Origin of the sequence: Saccharothrix sp. CCNWYY140, assembly GCF_037401995.1 — a bacterium.
GTDB lineage: Bacteria > Actinomycetota > Actinomycetes > Mycobacteriales > Pseudonocardiaceae > Actinosynnema.
In genome coordinates this window covers 142,893-158,724 of sequence record NZ_JBBEGC010000008.1, presented here as the reverse complement: position 1 = coordinate 158,724, position 15,832 = coordinate 142,893, and the positions used below count along the sequence as shown (strand labels likewise).

The following is a 15,832-nucleotide window of genomic DNA, read 5'->3' as shown; positions in this document are numbered from 1 at the left end:
GGCCATACGGTGGGGGAACCGAGGCCCTCCACTTGTAGGTAACACCTACCGCGCGCTCCGCGCGCGAAGGACGCGCTGCGCGCGGGAAAAGCTTTGCCGGGTGGCGGCGATACCGGGGCCAATCGCTCTAACTGGTTTTCGCGGCCCGGAGTTCGGCGCGGAGTTCTGCCAGTTCCGCCTTCACCGACCGCAGTTCCGCCAACGTGGCCTGCTCAGCCTCCACCACCTGCTCCTCCACCCCGCTCAACCGATCAACCAGCCAAGACGCGATGGTGCCCGTGATGACACCAAGCAGCGCGATCCCGCCAATCATGAGCAAGGCAGCGACCAACCTCCCCTCCCACGTCACGGGATAACGATCGCCGTACCCAACGGTGGAGATCGTGGTCAGGGTCCACCAGGCGGCATCGCCGAACGTGGTGATCGTGGCGTCAGGATGGTTGCGTTCGGCGTCCAGCACCGCGAGCGACGCGCACAGCCCCACCAGCAGCGTCACACCCGCCGCGTACACGCCGATGCGCTCGCGAACCCGACCCGCGTACCGCCTGTTGAGCACCTTCAGCACGGTGATCAAGCGCAGCACCCGCAGCTGCCGGACCATCGGCAGGACCACCGTGAGCAGGTCGAACAGGTGCGTCACGAAGAACCGGCGCTTGTTCACGGCCAGCGTGAAGCGGGCCGCGTAGTCCAGTGCGAACACCAGCCACACGCCCCACAGGACGACTTCGAGCGTCATGTGCAGCCCGGCCGTGGCCCGGTTGTCCAGGACCTGCCAGGCGTAGACCACCAGGAAGACGACCGCCAACACCGTCAGCGGCCACTCGACCCGCCGCTCCCACTGGGTCAGCCGGTGCTCATCACTGTCCAACACCGCCCTATGGTGACCGCCGGAGCAGCGGTTTTCCAGCTAGCGAGGCCCCTTGATGCCCTTTCGACCGCTGCTCTTGATCGCCCCGTACGCGGCGGTGCCCAGGAACAGCACGCCACCGATGATCGCCAGCCAGAACAGGCCCTTCACGACGGCGCCCACCAGGCTCAGGGCCACCCAGATCGCGAGCAGCCACAGGATTATCTTGACCATGTCCCCTCCAACGTGCGGTCTGACCTGGTGGTTCCTCAGAGCCAGGACTTGAGCCGGCGCAGGGCCTCGGTCATGTCGCCCGCGCTGCCGGCGAAGGAGAACCGGACGAACTCGTGGCCGTGCACCGGGTCGAAGTCGATGCCCGGGACGATCGCGACTCCGGTGTCGGCGAGCAGCTTGCGACAGAAGGCCATCGAGTCGTCGGTGAGGTGCGAGACGTCGGCGTAGGCGTAGAACGCGCCGTCCGCCGGGGCGATCTTGGTGATGCCCAGGTCGTGCAGGCCCTGGAGCAGGACGTCCCGGTTGTGGCGGTAGCCGTCGACCAGGGAGGCGGTGTAGGCGTAGGACTCGTCGGTGAACGCCTGCACCGCCGCGTGTTGCGCGAGGGCGGGTGGGCAGAGGGTGAAGTTGCCGGTGAGGCGGTCGGCGGCGTCGCGGAGGTCCGGCGGCATGAGCATCCAGCCCAAGCGCCAGCCCGTCATGGCGAAGGCCTTGGAGAACGAGTTGACGACCACGGAGTCGCGGGAGGTTTCCCACGCGCAGGCGAGCGGGCTGCCGTAGCTGATGCCGTGGTAGATCTCGTCGCTGATCAGCCGGGTGCCGTGGGCGGTGCACCAGTGGGCGAGGTCGCGGAGTTCGGTCGGGCTCAGCACCGTCCCGGTGGGGTTCGCGGGGCTGGCGACGACCAGGCCGTCCAACGGCCCGACCTCGTCGAGCATGGCGGTGGTGGGTTGGAACCGGGTCTCCGGCCCGCACGGCAACTCGACCACCTCGCACCCGAGGGCGCGCAGGATGTTCCGGTAGGCCGGGTACCCGGGCCGGGCGAGCGCGACGCGGCTGCCGGGGTCGAACGCGGACAGGAACGCCAGCAGGAACGCCCCGGACGAGCCCGTGGTGACGACGACGTCGTCGGGGGACACCTCGAGCCCGTACTGCCGCCCGTAGTGCCCGGCGAGAGCGGTGCGGAGTTCGAGGATCCCGAGCTGCTCGGTGTACCCCAGCGGGTTGTGCCGCAGCGCGTGCTCGGCCGCCCGCAACACCGGCTCCGGCGCGGGACTGGACGGCTGGCCGGCCGCGAGGGACACGACGTCGCCGTGCGTGCGCTGCCGCTGGGCGGCGGCGGACACGATGTCCATGACGTGGAACGGCGGCACGTCCGCCCTGGCAGCTACACCGAACATGCGCACAGGCTAATCCGACCGGGGGCGGGCCGAGGCGGCTCCTAGTAGCCCTGGTAGCCGCCGCCCGACGCCATCGACTTCAACCCCGGGTGGCCCTCGAACCCGCCGTAGCGCGAGAACGTGTACCGGACGCCGGCGATGATGTTGTCCACCGGGTTCCAGATGTCGTCGTGCCCGGGCAGCTTGTGCGCCTGGAACGTCGGGTCGATGCACTGCATCAACCCCTTCGACGGGGTGCCCTTGGCCGCGTTCGAGTCCCAGTCGTTGATGGCGTGCGGGTTGCCGCCGGACTCCTTCTCGATGATCGTCCAGATCTCGTCGATGTTGTCCTCGGTGACCGGGATCCCGTTGGCCTGCAAGATCTTGATCGCCTCGCGGATCCACTGCTCGACGTTGCCAGGCGGCGGACCACTGGACGGCGGGCCACCCGACGGCCCGAGTCCACCCATGCCACCACCGCCACTACCGGAACCGCCACCACCGCCTGAGCCACTGGAACCGCTGGAACCGCCACTGCCGCCCTGGTCGGACGGCGTCGGGGTCACCTGAGCGGGCTTGGTCTCGGGTTCCGGCGTGGGCGTCCACTCCACCGGCTGACCCGGCGCGGGCACGAACGCCTGCGTGCCGGGGTCCGCCATGCTCGAGAACGCCGGGCTGATCGACCCCGCCCGCCCCTTCAACGCGCCCAGCGCCCCGCTCAACGCCTGCTCCGCCTGCGCGATCACCGGCCCGGCGTCGCCCTCCGCCTCGGCACACATACCGCGGATGGCGCTGTCGACGTCCTCCTGCGGCATCCCGTGCGCCTGTGCGCGCAACTGCCGCACGCGGCTCAGCAGGTTTTCACAAATGCGCTCGACCGACGTCTTCGCCGATTCCAGTGCCGCCGCCGCGGATTCGAGATCACCGGCCGCCGCGGTCAAGGCGTCGGTCAACGCCGTCCCGCAGCGCGTGAATTCACCCATGTAGGCGACGAATCCGTCCGCGGACCCGCCTTCCCACGCCCCGTCCAACCCGGAGACGGACTGCGTGACCGCGTTGGCCGAATCGCCGCCCTTCGTCGCCGCCTGCTTCCAGCGGGCCGCGATCTCGCGCACCGCCTCGGGCCGCGCGGTCTCCACCTTGTCCGCCAGCGCCGCCAGGCCGGCACCGCCCGGCAAGCCCGCTACCTCGTCGAACGCGCTCACGTCACACCGCCCGGAACGAGGACGCGTTGGCGTCCTCCACGTCGACCACGGACGCCTGGACCGCGTCCAGCGCCCGCTCCACCTTGCCCAGCAGCGACTCGGCGGCGGCGAACTCGGCACCCGCCTTCGAGTCCAGTTCGGCGGCGGCCGAGGAAAGACCGCCCGAATTCGCCAACTTGCCGAAGATGCCCGGATCGGCGTGCTGCCCGGAGAACCCGTCGCCCACCGCGCCGAATTGTCCGGCTTGGGCGCTCACCGTGCTCCGGCACTGCTCCATCGCTTCGGCGTTGAACTTCGCGACCGCCATTTCCCACACTCTAGAGATCCCGGCGGGGACGCACCCGCGTTATGACGAGAGTTCATCCAGCAGCGCCGTGATCGCCTCGCGCAGCGCCGCCGGGTCGGTCGGGCCGTGGAAGTCCACGACGTCCGCCGACCGCCTGCGGTGCCCCTCGGCGTCCAGCACGGCCGCGCCGAACCGGCCGCGCAGGTCCGTGCCGCCGACGTTGCCGCCGCCAAGCACGGGCAGCAGCCCCACCAGCGCGGCGGCCAGGTCCGACTCCAGTTCGCGCACGGTCACCACGGCGCCGGTCAGCACCGCCAGCACCGTCCCGGCGCCCGCCGACGCCGCCAGCGCGCGCACCGCCGAGCTGCCGAACCCCAGGCGCAGGTCGGCCGACCGGGGCGGGTTGGCCAGCAGCTTGAACGCCGCGCCCAGCCACGGGTCCAGTTCCGCGCCGCGCGCGAGACCGGCGGCGGTCAGGTCGTGCCACGGCGCGGGCTCGTCCGCCACGTGCAGGACGATCGGCATCGCGCCGAGGTCGAGGTGGTCCCAGGCGGTGCGGAACGCGGCGGCGCTCATCGTCGCGGTGGTCACCAGACGTCACTCCCGGCTGACGGCGGGCCGTGGTGCCCGCACGAGGGTTGACGCGGCGACCGCCGCCCGGGTTCCCGGCTACACCTCGTTGATCAGCTCCCACACGCAGGTGGCGAGGCGGGCGTTGTCGATCGGGGTGATGGTGCTCCAGCTGCGGCCGTCCGAGCTCGGGCGCACGAGGTGCAGGTACCGGCCGGTCGGGGTGTCGTGCCAGGCGACCACGCGCCGCGCCCGCGCCGGCGGGCCGCCGTGCTGCGCCCGTTCCGCGCCGAACTGGCCGCGCGTGCTCATGCCGTCGCACATGCCCGCCAGCTCCTGGGCGTCGCTGAGCGGCAACCCCTGCCGTTCCAGGGCGAGCACCAGCTTCTCGGCGTTGCGCCCGGCTTCCTGGGACGCGGCGCGCAGCACCTCGTTGGGCAGGCTGATTGACCGGCCGCGCCCGGCGGGCATCTCGCCCGCGACCGACACGGCCGCCTCGGCCAGGGCGCTGCCGCGCGCCTCGATCAGCCAGACCTCCTCGCCGTCCACCACGGCGAGGATGGCGTCGTCGCCCGACGCGGCGGCCAGGCCCTTGATCTTGCGCCGGTCCACCCAGATCCAGATGTCGACGCACACCTGCGGGTTGGCCAGCAGGGCGAAGGTGTCCGCCAGTTCGGGGACGAGCCTGCGCCCGCCGGCCAGCCCGCGCTGCTCCAGCGACCCCCACGCCTGCTCCACGAACCGCGCCCGCTCGGTGTGCGTGACACCCGGGCTGGGCACGTCGAGGGCGACGTTGCGCCGCTGGTGCCGTTCGGCCTCCCACGCCACGTCGAACTCCAGCGCGGAGAGGACGACCGTGCCGCTCACTTCGTCTCGGGCTCGTCGCCGATGACCTGCTGCACGACCATGCGCTCGTCACCGAAGACGTCGTCGGAGTCCACGCCGTACTTGCGGATGTGCTCCGCGTCCTCCTCGCCGTCCTTGCCCCGCGGCGAGGCGGCGGCCTGCATCATCGACCCGGCGCCGGCCTTGCCGGCGACACCCGCCGCCGCACCCCGGCTGCCCGGCGCGCGCTCGCCGTCGGGGTCGATCGCCCCGATGGTCGCGGAGATGCCCGCCTTGCCCGCCAACGCGCCGGCCCCCGGCACGGCGCCCTTGACGCCCTTGCCACCGTCCGCGCCACCCTTGCCCTGCGGCCCGTCACCACCCTTGCCCCCACCGGGCGCGACCGGCGTGGACGGACCACGCACGACCTTGGCCCCCTTGGCGGTGAGCGCGAGCCCGGTCAGCGCCGTCCCGGCCGTGAGCCCCAACCCGAGCCCCAACCCGAGCCCGGACGGCACCCCCACCTTGCCCGGCAACAACGGCGCCGCACCCGGCGCGGGCGTGGGCGTGCTCGGCGGCAACACCCCGGTAGACCCACCCGGCAACTGCGGCGGCACGTTCACCGACCCACCCCCGGGCACCGGCGCCGGCGCACCCGGCGCCGGCGCACCCGGCACACCCCCGGGCACCTGGCTGATCCCGCCACCAGGCTGCTGCACCGAGGCGACCGGCGTGGCGACCGCGCTGGAGGCGGTGGTCACGTCGAACGTCGGCGGCTTGTTCATGCCCTGGTACTGGTTGAGCGAATCCCGACTGGCGTCGACGTACTGGTCGAACCCGCGGATGACCTGCTCGCGCGCGGCCTGCGTCTCCTTGACCTCTTTGGCGTGGTCGGTCTCGTAGCCGAAGAAGCCGCCGGCGTCGTCCCAGAAGCTGGTCTCGGTGTCGCCCTGCAACTTGGAGGCGTCGGGCATGCCGTTGCGGGAGTCGCTGTAGTTGTCGCCCTGGACGGCGGTCGCCTTGGAGTTCTGCTGCCCGGCCTCCGTGCCGGAGGTGGCGACGTCGGCGTGGACGGTCACCTTCTCCCCGGCGTGCTCACCCGCGGCACCCACCCAGTCGATGCCCAACTTCTTGAGCTCGGCCCGGATGCTCTCGTCCACCTGCTCGAGCGTCGCGGCGAGCGACCGCAACGCGTGCGAGGCGGTGCTGAACCGCTGCGCGGCGTCGCTCTCGGTGAACTGCTGGAGCAACGTCATGAGGCCGGCGTTGTCGAAACCTTGGAAGCGGTGGTCCTGGAGCTGCCTGAAGTCGGTCACGACTTCCCCCTCACTTCAAGGTCTGCAAGGTCGCGAGCGCCAGTTCAGCGCCCTTGTTGGCGTTCCGGCACAACTGGTCCTGGGCGGTGTCCCGCCCCACGGGCCGGAACTGGACGAACAGGTGCTGGCCGTCCGCCACGTCGACGGCCACCGAGCACTCGAAGTTCGTGGTGCCCTTGAAGGTCACCTGCTTCGCCGGGAAACCCGAGACCTCGGTCGGGGCGACGTCCTGGTTGCCGCCGCCCTTCCAGTGGTCGTAACCCTTACCGGTGACCAGATCCACCGTGTAGGTGTAGCGGGGAGTGACCCCGGCGGCGGTGACGTAGGAGCACGCCTTGGAGGCGACGCCCGGGATCAGCTCCGAGGGCTCGGCGTTGACCGCAGCGGTGCCCAGTTGCTTCTGGTCGTCCGCGGTCAGGGCCTTGCACGGGTCGAGGCCGTCGAGCTTGACCGCCTTGGGCCGGTCGGAGGCGGCGGAGGTCGCCGTGGTGGTCTTCGACGCGCCGGTCGAGCCCGTTTCCGGGGTGGGGTTGCCCGCCTGACCGGTGGTGCAGCCGACCAGGGTGAAAGCAGCCGCACCGACGACGGCCACCCATTTAGCGAGGCGCACCAGCAGCCCCCAACGCCGAGTTGATCTCTTCCTCCGTGAACCCGTACTGGGTCGCCGCGCCGCGCAGCTTCTCGACCAGCTCGGTGAGGCTCTGGACGTACTGCTCGATCCGCACGCCGTAGGACTCGGGGTGGTCGATCAGCCGGTCGTTCCAGGCCTCGGCGATGTCCGCGTTGACCTCGTCCAGGCCGCCCACGTCGATGCGGAGGCTGCGGATCGCGCGCCCGTAGGAGGTGTCCAAGCTCTCCATCTGCGCTTGGATCACCTTGGCGGCTTGGAGGACCGTGTCCTTCTTCACCTCGAACTTGGCGCCCGGACCCGGGGAGTTCGCCAGGGTGTCGTTCAGGTGCTTCTCCGCCGCGAACATGTCGCCGACCGCTCGCCCGATGGCTCCGCCCACCCCGGCGACGGCTCCCAGTAGGCCGTTCTCCTCCACGACGTCCATCCCCCGTACGGTCGGTAACGGATCGGTCCCGGTTCGCAGGCTACCAACGTGCGCGTGAGCCGGGTCTGAGGTTGGACGAACTCGAGCGCCGTCCGGTTCCGACCCGATCGTGGGCATGCCGAGTAGCCCGCCCCGACAAGCCGGGAGCGGGCCTCGGCACGGGGGTTACGGGACTTCGATCTCGTTGTTCGCCGCGCGCAGCGCGATGTCGGTGCGGTGGTGGGAGCCGGTCAGGTGGACGGAGGCCACTCGGTGGTAGGCGTCTGTGCGGGCGTCGGCCAGGGTGGCGCCGGTGCCCACGACGGACAGGACTCGGCCGCCGGTCGAGACCACCGCGCCGTCTTCGCGGCGGCGGGTGCCGGCGTGCAGGACGCCCTCCGCCTCGCCGCCGGTGACGACGTCCCCGGTGCGCGGGCGGCCGGGGTAGCCCTCGGCGGCCAGGACGACCGTCACCGCGTAGCCGTCGGCCCATTCGAGGGGGCCGACGGACGACAGTTGGCCGGTGGACGCCGCCAGGAACAAGCCCGCCAGCGGGGTGCGCAGGAGGGCCAGGACGGCCTGGGTCTCGGGGTCGCCGAAGCGGCAGTTGAACTCGATGACCTGCGGGCCCGTGGACGTCAGTGCCAGGCCCGCGTACAGCAGGCCGGTGAACGGGGTGCCGCGGCGTGCCAGTTCGTCGACCACGGGCTGCACGCACGTCGACACGATCGTGTCCACCAGATCGGGTGACGCCCAGGGCAGTGGCGAGTAGGCACCCATGCCGCCGGTGTTGGGGCCGGAGTCGTTGTCGCCGACGCGCTTGAAGTCCTGCGCGGGCAGCAGGGGGACCACGGAAACGCCGTCGGTCAGGCAGAACAGGGACACCTCGGGGCCGTCCAGGAAGGACTCCAGCAGCACCGGGTGGCCGTGGTCGAGGAGGGTCATGGCGTGGGCGCGGGCGGTGTCGCGGTCGGACGTCACGACGACGCCCTTGCCGGCCGCCAGGCCGTCGTCCTTGACCACCCAGCGGGGGCCGAAGTGGGTCAGGGCCGCGTCCAGGCGGGCCGGGTTGTCCACGACCTCGGACGTGGCCGTGGGCACCCCGGCCGCCTGCATGACGTCCTTGGCGAACGCCTTGGAGCCCTCGATGCGGGCCGCCGCGGCGGACGGGCCGAAGCAGGGGATGCCGATGGCGCGCACGGCGTCCGCCGCGCCCGCCACCAGGGGCTGCTCCGGCCCGACCACGACCAGGTCGGCGTTCCACTCCTTGGCCAGCGCGGCGACCGCTGCCGGGTCGCCCACGTCGACACCGTAGGTCTCGGCCGCGCCCGCGATCCCGGCGTTGCCGGGTGCGCAGGCCAGCGCGACGACCGCCGGGTCGCGCGACAAGGCGAGGACAAGGGCATGTTCACGGGCGCCGGACCCGATGACCAGGACACGCACGGTGGGCCAGCCTAGATGACGCAGCGGGTCATCCGCCGAACGCGTCCAGGGAACCGGCGTGCAGCGGCACCGGGTCGGTCATCGCGGCCTTCTCCTTGATGATGTCCTTGGCCGCTGGGTGGACCTTCTCCAGGTCCGCCTTCTTCTCGAAGACGAGCTTGGTGATGGCGCACGCGTTGGCGTCCGGGAAGTCGGCCTTCACCAGCAGCACGTTGGGCACGACGACGGTCGGGATGTCCGCGGACTGCCCGTAGGTGGCGGCCGGGATGGTGCCCTTGTCGTAGACCGAGTTGACGTCCTTCAGCTTGGGCAGCAGCGGGGTGATGTCGATGAACTTGACCTGGTCCTTCAGCGACGTCGTGATGTCGGTGATCTGCGCGGTGGGCAGGCCGCCGGACCAGATCAGGCCGTCCAGGCTGCCGTCCTTCATGCCGTCCGCGGTCTTGGCCAGGTCGAGGCGCTGCGCCTGGACGTCCTTCTCCGCGTCGAGGCCGGCGGCGGCGAACAGGCGGTTGGAGATGACCTCGGTGCCGGACTTGGGCGAGCCGGTGGAGATCCGCTTGCCCTTCATGTCCGCGATCGAGTTGATGCCGCTGGACGCCCGCACCAGCACCTGGGTGTAGTTCGGGTACAGGCGGGTCAGGGCCTGGATCTTCTGCGGCTTGCCGTCGAACGCGCCCTTGCCCTTGACCGCGTCGGCGGCGGTGTCGGCCAGCGAGAAGGCCATGTCGTAGTCGCCCGCGACCAGCTGCTGGATGTTCTGCACCGACGCGCCGGTCTCGGCCGCGGTGGCCTTGAGCTTGGTGTTGTCGCTGATCAGCTTGGCCAGGCCGCCGCCGACGACGTAGTACACGCCGCCGGAGTTGCCGGTGGCGATGGTGATCCGCCCGTCGGCCGCCTCGCACGCCGCGGTCTTGGAGCCGGTGTCCGTGGCCTCGCGCTTGCCACCGCACCCGGCGGCGACGAGCGCCACCGCGAGCACCGCGACGGGGACCTTCCAGCTACGCATGGTGTTCCTTTCGCATCTTCGGCAGGAGCAGGTGCACGGCCACCGCGACGACGAGGAACCCGACGCCGACGGCGATCGTGACCGGTTGCAGGTAGAGCAGGGCGATGGCGGCGGGAACGCACAGCAGCCGCTCGGGCCACTGCGCGCGGTGGACCAGCCACCCGCCGGTGACCACGGCCAGGGCCGCGACCCCCAGCGCGGAGGCGGCGAAGACCCACAGCACGTCCACGAACGGCGCGCGCAGCAGCAGGGCCGCGCCGTCGTCGGTGAGCACGAACGCGAGCGGCACGAGGAACGCGGGCAGCGTGTACTTCCACGTCCGCCACATCGTCTTCATCACGTCACCGCCGGTGATGGCGGCGGCGGCGACCGCGGCCAACGCGGTCGGCGGCGTGACCTCGGACAGCACCGCGTAGTAGAAGATGAACATCGCGGTCTCTTCGGGGGCCACGCCCAGGTCCACCAGCGCGGGCTTGATCACGACCCACGAGATGATGAAGGACGCGGTCACCGGCACTGCGAGCCCGAGCACGCTCACCGCGACCGCCGCGAGCACCACGGTCACGAACAGCACGACCGACGGGTTGGACGAGATCAGCCCGGCGATGTCGACCAGCATGCCGGCCAGTTCCTGCCCCAGCCCGGTCTTGGTGATGGTCGAGGTGATCACACCGGCCGCCGCGCACACCGCCACCACGGGCAGCGCGCTGCGCACCCCGGTGGACAGCGAGTCGAGGATGGTCCGCCCCCAGGCACGGACATCCCCCTTGTGCGCGATCAACGCGAACAAAGCCGCGACCCCGGACGCGTACACCACGGCCGAGTAGACCGGGATGTCCAGCGCCAGGAAGACGACGATCACCCCGAGCGACAGGAAGTGGTACCCACCGCGCTTGAGCAGCACCCACGGGCTGGGCGCGTCGATGTCCACGGGCTTGGCCCCGAACCGCCGCGCGTCGATCTCGACGGCCAGCGCGATGCCCAGGTAGTACAGCAGCGTCGGCAGGATCGCCCAGATCAGCACCTGGAGGTACGAGGCCTCCAGGTACTCGGCGATGATGAACGCCGCCGCGCCCAACGTGGGCGGCGACAGGATCGCCCCGATCCCGGAGGCCGCGAGCAACCCACCCGCGCTCTCCTTGGGATAACCGGCCTTCTTGAGCATCGGCCAGGTCACCGCACCCAGCGACACGGTGGTCGCGGTCCCCGACCCGGACACGGTGCCCAGCAGGAACCCGGCGGTCGCGGCGGTCCGCCCCGGCGCGGTCCGCGACTTCCGGAACGCCGAGAAGCTGATGTCCACGAAGAACGTCCCGGCCCCGGACGCGTTGAGCACGGCCCCGTAGATCGTGAACAGCACGATGTAGGTGGCGGCGACGTCCAACGGCGTCCCGTAGAACCCGGTGGCGTCGTTGTAGAACCCGTTGATGATCTGCGCGAAGTCCACACCGGCGTGCGCGATCGCCCAGGACGGCGGCAGGTACCCGCCGTAGTAGGCGAACGCGATGAACCCGACGCAGACGAGCGGCAACACCCACCCGGTGGTCCGCCGACACGCCTCCAGGATCAGGAGCAGCAGGATCGACCCGGCGATCACGTCCAGGTCGGTCAACTGCCCCTGCCGGTCGAGGAACGCGTCGAACCCCCCGAACAACGGGTAGGCCCCGACCGCGAACGCCAACACGGCCAACGTCCAGTCCACCGGCCCGGGATCCTCGGCCCCACCCTTGCGGGGTCGGTAGCAGAGGAACACCAACGGCAGGGTGACCGCGAGGAAGATCACCAGGTAGTACTGCCCGCCCTTGGCGAACGGCCAGAACACCTGCTTGAGCACCAACAGGGCCACCAACAACCCGGCAACCCAGATACCCAGCTCCCACCGCCGGGACAACGACCGGGACGGCCGTTCCTCGTCGTACTCGGCGATCAGCTCGGCGACATCAGCCTGTGGCTTCGTCGACACGCGCACTCCTTCGTGTCGCGCACGGATCATGCGCCACAGAAGCTACTTGTGGTCGCTCTCACAGCCATAGACCCACCATCTAAAGGGACTGTAAAGACCTTCACCAGCCCTTCACGCCTCCCAACCACCCACCCAACGGCACGCTTCGCCCTTCGCTGGGCTGCCGCGCGGCACGCCTCTGCCTGGGCTTCTTGCTTGTGTCATCCCCGTATGGCCTGCCCGAAGGGCTACCACATTTTCCGGGGGTTGCAGCCGAAAGTTTTTGCGAGGAACGAGCAAAAAGTTTTAGCGGCAACCCCCGGAAAATGTGGTTGGCTCCGCCAGGCCATACGGGGATGACACAAGCAAGAAGCCCCCGCCCTTGTAGTTGTGTCCATCCTTGGCGGCCTGCCCGCCGGCGAGGCGCTTTCGCTTTTCGCTTGAAAACCCAGCGCTTCGCTGCCCAGGCGACGCGCTCCGCGCTCTCAAGCTGCGCGCTTCGCGCTCTCAAGATCAAAAGCTAGCAGGGAGACCACCGATGGGGGGTGAAGGGCGTCGGTCCCCCCACCGCATGACCTGGCAAAGCCAACCACAGATTTCCCGGGGTGCCGCTAAAAACTTTTGCTCGTTCCTCGCAAAACTTTTCGGCTGCACCCCGGGAAATCTGTGGTAGCCCTTCGGGCAGGCCATACGGTGGGGGAACCGAGGCCCTCCACTTGTAGGTAACACCTACCGCGCGCTGCGCGCGCGAAGAACCGCGCTGCGCGCGGCGGGAAGGTGCTGTGGGCGTGTTGAAAGCTGTGGTTTTGCGGCGGGCGCGGGGTTTTGCTTCGGTGTTGCGTTTTTGGTTCGGGTGAAAGCTGAGGACCGATCGTCCGTATCCGACTAGACCACTCGGCCGTCCTCATAGCACCAGCGCCAGTCTTCACCGGGCTCGAAGGACTTCATCACCGGGTGGCGGGACTCGTGGAAGTGGGCCGTTGCGTGGCGGCGGGGGCTGGAGTCGCAGCACGCCACGTGGCCGCAGCTCAGGCACAGGCGTAGGTGGGCCCAGTTGTGTTCGCCTGTTGCCAGGCAGTCCGCGCAGCCCTCGGTGGTCTCCGGTGACACCGTTTCGGGCAGGGTGGCTAGGTGAGGACAGGTCATGGCGGCCATCATCACGCAAGATTGCGCCATGCACGGACCGGAACTCCTGCTCCTCCTCGTCGGCGCGCTGCTGGTCGCGGCCGGGGCCAAGCGGCTTGGGTGGCCTGCGCCGCTTGTCCTGGTTGCTGTCGGGCTGTTGGTGTCCTTCATACCGGGGTTGCCGGAGTTCGCGTTGGAGCCCGAGCTGGTCCTCGTGCTGGTCCTGCCTCCGCTGTTGTACTCGGCGGCGTTGGACAGCTCGTACCACAACATCCGGGCCAATCTGCGGCCGATCGGGCTGCTGGCTGTCGGGTTGGTGATCGCTACGACGATCGGTGTGGGCTGGGTTGCGCACCTGGTGTTGCCCGAGTTGTCCATCCCCGCCGCGCTGGTCCTCGGGGCGGTGGTCGCGCCGCCGGATGCGGTGGCGGCGGTGGCGATCGGGCGGCGGTTGAACCTGCCTCGGCGGACGATGACGTTGCTCACCGGGGAGAGCCTGATCAACGACGCGACCGCGCTGACCGTCTACAAGGTGGCGGTGGCGGCCACGCTCGGGGTCACCGCTACCTGGGTCGACGGGTTGCGGACGTTCGTGATCGGTGCGGGTGGCGGTGTGGTGATCGGGTTGGCCATCGGGATGGGGGTCCGGTGGGTTCGGACTCGGCTGGACGACGGTGTGATGGAGAGCTCGTTGGGCATGTTGGTGCCCTTCGGGGCGTACCTGTTCGCTGAAGAGCTCGGCTCCTCGGGTGTGCTCGCGGTCGTGGTCGCGGGGCTCTACATCGGCCACTACGCGCCGCGCAGCTCGTACTACACGCGCCTCCAGGACACGGCTGTGTGGCGGTCGGTGGACGTGCTGCTCGAATCGTTCGTCTTCGCGCTCATCGGCCTCCAGCTCAAGACCACCGTGGGGGACGTGGACGTCACCTCCTCGCTGATCGTGGCCGCCGCCGTGATCCTCGTGGCGACCATCCTCGTCCGGTTCGTGTGGATGTACCCGGCCGCCTACATCCCGCGCTTCCTGTCCAAGCGCATCCGGGAGCGGGAGAAAGCGCCGGGCTGGCGGGGCATCACCGTGCTGTCCTGGGCCGGGATGCGCGGTGTCGTCTCGTTGGCCGCCGCGTCCGCTCTGCCGCTCGACCTCCCGGGCCGGGACGTGATCGTGTTCTGTGCGTTCGTCGTCACGGTCGGCACGCTGCTCCTCCAAGGGCTCACCCTGCCGTGGGTCATCCGGAAGTTGGGCTTCCACGGTGACGAGGAACGCGAGGACGCCCTGGCCGAGGCGCAGGTGCAGCACGCCGCCGCCGAGGCCGCCGTGCAGCGCCTGGACGAGCTGATCGGTGAGGGCGACCGGACGCCCGACCACGTCGTCGAACGCCTGCGCGTGATGGCGGAGCACCGCGGCAACGCGGCCTGGGAGCGGCTGGGCCGCCAGGAGGAGGAGAGCCCCGCCGCGTCCTACCGGCGGCTGCGCCGGACCATGCTGGAGGCCGAGCGGCAGGTGTTCATCGAGGCGCGGGACGAGGGGCGGATCGACGACGAGGTGCTGTTCCGGGTCCTGCGCGAGTTGGACTTGGAGGAAGCGGCCATATCCCGTGAGTAGTCGACCACCACGCATTCACCGTGACGACGCCCGCCCTTCACCCTACGGTGACCGGGAGGTCGCGGTGCGCAACGAGGCTGCGCCGCGACTGGTTCGCGAACGAGGAGGTCGTCGATGGTGCGGACGAGGATCGTCGGGGTGGCGCTCGCGGCGCTCGCGGTGGCCGGGGCGGTGACCGTGTCGTCGGCATCCGCGCAGGACGACCCGGCCGGCGCACACCAGGCCAAGGGGCCGATCGTGATCGGCCACCGCGGCGCGTCGGGCTACCGCCCCGAACACACGCTGGCGGCCTACGAGCTGGCGGCGCGCATGGGCGCGGACTACATCGAGCCCGACCTGGTGTCCACGAAGGACGGTCAGCTGGTCGCCCGGCACGAGAACGAGATCGGCGGCACGACCGACGTCGCCACCCGCACGGAGTTCGCGGGCCGCAAGACCACCAAGGTCGTCGACGGCACGCCGCTCACCGGCTGGTTCACCGAGGACTTCACGCTCGCCGAGCTGAAGACGCTGCGCGCCAAGGAGCGCATCCCGGAGATCCGCCCGCGCAACACCCTCTACGACGGCCGCTACGAGGTGCCCACGCTCCAGGAGGTCATCGACCTCTCCCGCCGGCTGTCCCGCGAGCTGCACCGCGACATCGGCATCTACCCGGAGACCAAGCACCCCACCTACTTCCAGGAGATCAAGCTCGCCCTGGAGCCCAAGCTGGTCGAGGTGCTCACCCGCAACGGCCTCAACCGCCCGAACGCCAAGGTGTACGTGCAGTCCTTCGAGGTGGCCAACCTCAAGGAGCTGCGCAAGAAGCTGCGCGTCCCGCTGGTGCAGCTCATCGACGCCTCCGGCGCGCCCTACGACTTCGTCAAGGCCGGTGACAAGCGCACCTACCGCGACCTGGTCACGCCCGACGGCCTGCGCGAGATCCGCACCTACGCCAACGGCGTCGGCGTCAACAAGGGCCTGATCATCCCGCGCAACGCCGCCGGTTACCTCCAGGCCCCGACCACGCTGGTCCGCGACGCCCACACCCGCGGCCTGGTCGTGCACTCGTGGACGTTCCGCAACGAGAACTCGTTCCAGCCGGCCGACTTCCGCACCTCGACCGACCCGGCCGCCTACGGCCGCGCGTTCGAGGAGTACGCGAAGTTCTACGCCACCGGCCTGGACGGCGTGTTCTCCGACCACCCGGACACCGCCCTGGAAGCCCGCGCCTCCCGCTGAGCCCCAGCCTGA

Annotated in this window: 16 protein-coding genes; 2 read left to right on the top strand and 14 right to left on the bottom strand. The window is 70.2% G+C overall.

Annotation, left to right across the window (positions count from 1 at the left end; genetic code table 11):
• Positions 1–127 precede the first annotated feature (127 nt).
• The 14 genes from WBN91_RS07640 to WBN91_RS07575 form a co-directional block, all read right to left on the bottom strand.
• Positions 128–871, bottom strand: coding sequence for a potassium channel family protein (locus tag WBN91_RS07640; RefSeq protein ID WP_337724682.1), 744 nt, complete (start codon positions 869–871; stop codon positions 128–130).
• A 36-nt stretch (positions 872–907) separates the two neighbouring features.
• Positions 908–1,081 (bottom strand): hypothetical protein, encoded by a 174-nt coding sequence (locus tag WBN91_RS07635; protein ID WP_337724683.1) that lies wholly within the window; start codon positions 1,079–1,081, stop codon positions 908–910.
• A gap of 35 nt (positions 1,082–1,116) precedes the next feature.
• A complete protein-coding gene (locus WBN91_RS07630; protein ID WP_337724684.1) occupies positions 1,117–2,262 on the bottom strand; it encodes a pyridoxal phosphate-dependent aminotransferase in 1,146 nt (381 codons plus the stop codon).
• A 41-nt stretch (positions 2,263–2,303) separates the two neighbouring features.
• The gene (locus WBN91_RS07625; RefSeq protein ID WP_337724685.1) at positions 2,304–3,446 is read right to left on the bottom strand and encodes a transglycosylase SLT domain-containing protein; all 1,143 of its coding nucleotides are present in this window, start codon (positions 3,444–3,446) and stop codon (positions 2,304–2,306) included.
• Position 3,447: 1 nt separating this feature from the next.
• Complete coding sequence (locus tag WBN91_RS07620) at positions 3,448–3,753, bottom strand: hypothetical protein (protein WP_337724686.1); 306 nt, start codon at positions 3,751–3,753, stop codon at positions 3,448–3,450.
• 39 nt (positions 3,754–3,792) lie between these two features.
• Positions 3,793–4,323: an ESX secretion-associated protein EspG gene (locus WBN91_RS07615; protein ID WP_337724687.1), complete on the bottom strand. Its 531-nt coding sequence runs from the start codon at positions 4,321–4,323 to the stop codon at positions 3,793–3,795.
• A 78-nt stretch (positions 4,324–4,401) separates the two neighbouring features.
• Entirely contained in the window at positions 4,402–5,169 is a 768-nt protein-coding gene (locus WBN91_RS07610; RefSeq protein WP_337724688.1) for an ESX secretion-associated protein EspG, read from the bottom strand.
• Positions 5,166–6,443 carry a hypothetical protein gene (locus WBN91_RS07605; protein ID WP_337724689.1) on the bottom strand — a complete coding sequence of 426 codons (1,278 nt, stop codon included), beginning with the start codon at positions 6,441–6,443 and terminating at the stop codon, positions 5,166–5,168. Before WBN91_RS07605 ends, WBN91_RS07610 begins: the two co-directional genes overlap by 4 nt.
• Before the next feature lie 10 nt (positions 6,444–6,453).
• Positions 6,454–7,035, bottom strand: coding sequence for a DUF3558 domain-containing protein (locus WBN91_RS07600; RefSeq protein WP_337724690.1), 582 nt, complete (start codon positions 7,033–7,035; stop codon positions 6,454–6,456).
• A 4-nt stretch (positions 7,036–7,039) separates the two neighbouring features.
• A complete protein-coding gene (locus WBN91_RS07595; protein WP_337724691.1) occupies positions 7,040–7,498 on the bottom strand; it encodes a hypothetical protein in 459 nt (152 codons plus the stop codon).
• A gap of 165 nt (positions 7,499–7,663) precedes the next feature.
• Positions 7,664–8,920 carry a phosphoribosylamine--glycine ligase gene (gene purD, locus WBN91_RS07590; RefSeq protein ID WP_337724692.1) on the bottom strand — a complete coding sequence of 419 codons (1,257 nt, stop codon included), beginning with the start codon at positions 8,918–8,920 and terminating at the stop codon, positions 7,664–7,666.
• A gap of 28 nt (positions 8,921–8,948) precedes the next feature.
• Complete coding sequence (locus tag WBN91_RS07585; RefSeq protein ID WP_337724693.1) at positions 8,949–9,929, bottom strand: TAXI family TRAP transporter solute-binding subunit; 981 nt, start codon at positions 9,927–9,929, stop codon at positions 8,949–8,951.
• Positions 9,922–11,922: a TRAP transporter permease gene (locus WBN91_RS07580; protein ID WP_337724694.1), complete on the bottom strand. Its 2,001-nt coding sequence runs from the start codon at positions 11,920–11,922 to the stop codon at positions 9,922–9,924. Before WBN91_RS07580 ends, WBN91_RS07585 begins: the two co-directional genes overlap by 8 nt.
• An 834-nt stretch (positions 11,923–12,756) precedes the next feature.
• Positions 12,757–13,017 (bottom strand): UBP-type zinc finger domain-containing protein, encoded by a 261-nt coding sequence (locus WBN91_RS07575; RefSeq protein ID WP_337724695.1) that lies wholly within the window; start codon positions 13,015–13,017, stop codon positions 12,757–12,759.
• Between the two features lie 28 nt (positions 13,018–13,045).
• Between WBN91_RS07575 and WBN91_RS07570 the strand changes: the two genes are divergently transcribed.
• Both WBN91_RS07570 and WBN91_RS07565 read left to right on the top strand, forming a co-directional pair.
• The gene (locus WBN91_RS07570) at positions 13,046–14,599 is read left to right on the top strand and encodes a Na+/H+ antiporter (RefSeq protein ID WP_337724749.1); all 1,554 of its coding nucleotides are present in this window, start codon (positions 13,046–13,048) and stop codon (positions 14,597–14,599) included.
• Positions 14,600–14,713: 114 nt separating this feature from the next.
• Positions 14,714–15,820 (top strand): glycerophosphodiester phosphodiesterase, encoded by a 1,107-nt coding sequence (locus tag WBN91_RS07565; RefSeq protein WP_443217675.1) that lies wholly within the window; start codon positions 14,714–14,716, stop codon positions 15,818–15,820.
• Positions 15,821–15,832: the final 12 nt, after the last annotated feature.

Coding starts and splice junctions, on each gene's coding strand:
- WBN91_RS07635 (WP_337724683.1), bottom strand. CDS start 1,081: ATGGTCAAGATAATCCTGTGGCTGCTCGCGATCTGGGTGGCCCTGAGC.
- WBN91_RS07630 (WP_337724684.1), bottom strand. CDS start 2,262: ATGTTCGGTGTAGCTGCCAGGGCGGACGTGCCGCCGTTCCACGTCATG.
- WBN91_RS07620 (WP_337724686.1), bottom strand. CDS start 3,753: ATGGCGGTCGCGAAGTTCAACGCCGAAGCGATGGAGCAGTGCCGGAGC.
- WBN91_RS07595 (WP_337724691.1), bottom strand. CDS start 7,498: ATGGACGTCGTGGAGGAGAACGGCCTACTGGGAGCCGTCGCCGGGGTG.
- WBN91_RS07585 (WP_337724693.1), bottom strand. CDS start 9,929: ATGCGTAGCTGGAAGGTCCCCGTCGCGGTGCTCGCGGTGGCGCTCGTC.
- WBN91_RS07580 (WP_337724694.1), bottom strand. CDS start 11,922: ATGATCCGTGCGCGACACGAAGGAGTGCGCGTGTCGACGAAGCCACAG.
- WBN91_RS07575 (WP_337724695.1), bottom strand. CDS start 13,017: ATGACCTGTCCTCACCTAGCCACCCTGCCCGAAACGGTGTCACCGGAG.
- WBN91_RS07570 (WP_337724749.1), top strand. CDS start 13,046: ATGCACGGACCGGAACTCCTGCTCCTCCTCGTCGGCGCGCTGCTGGTC.
- WBN91_RS07565 (WP_443217675.1), top strand. CDS start 14,714: ATGGTGCGGACGAGGATCGTCGGGGTGGCGCTCGCGGCGCTCGCGGTG.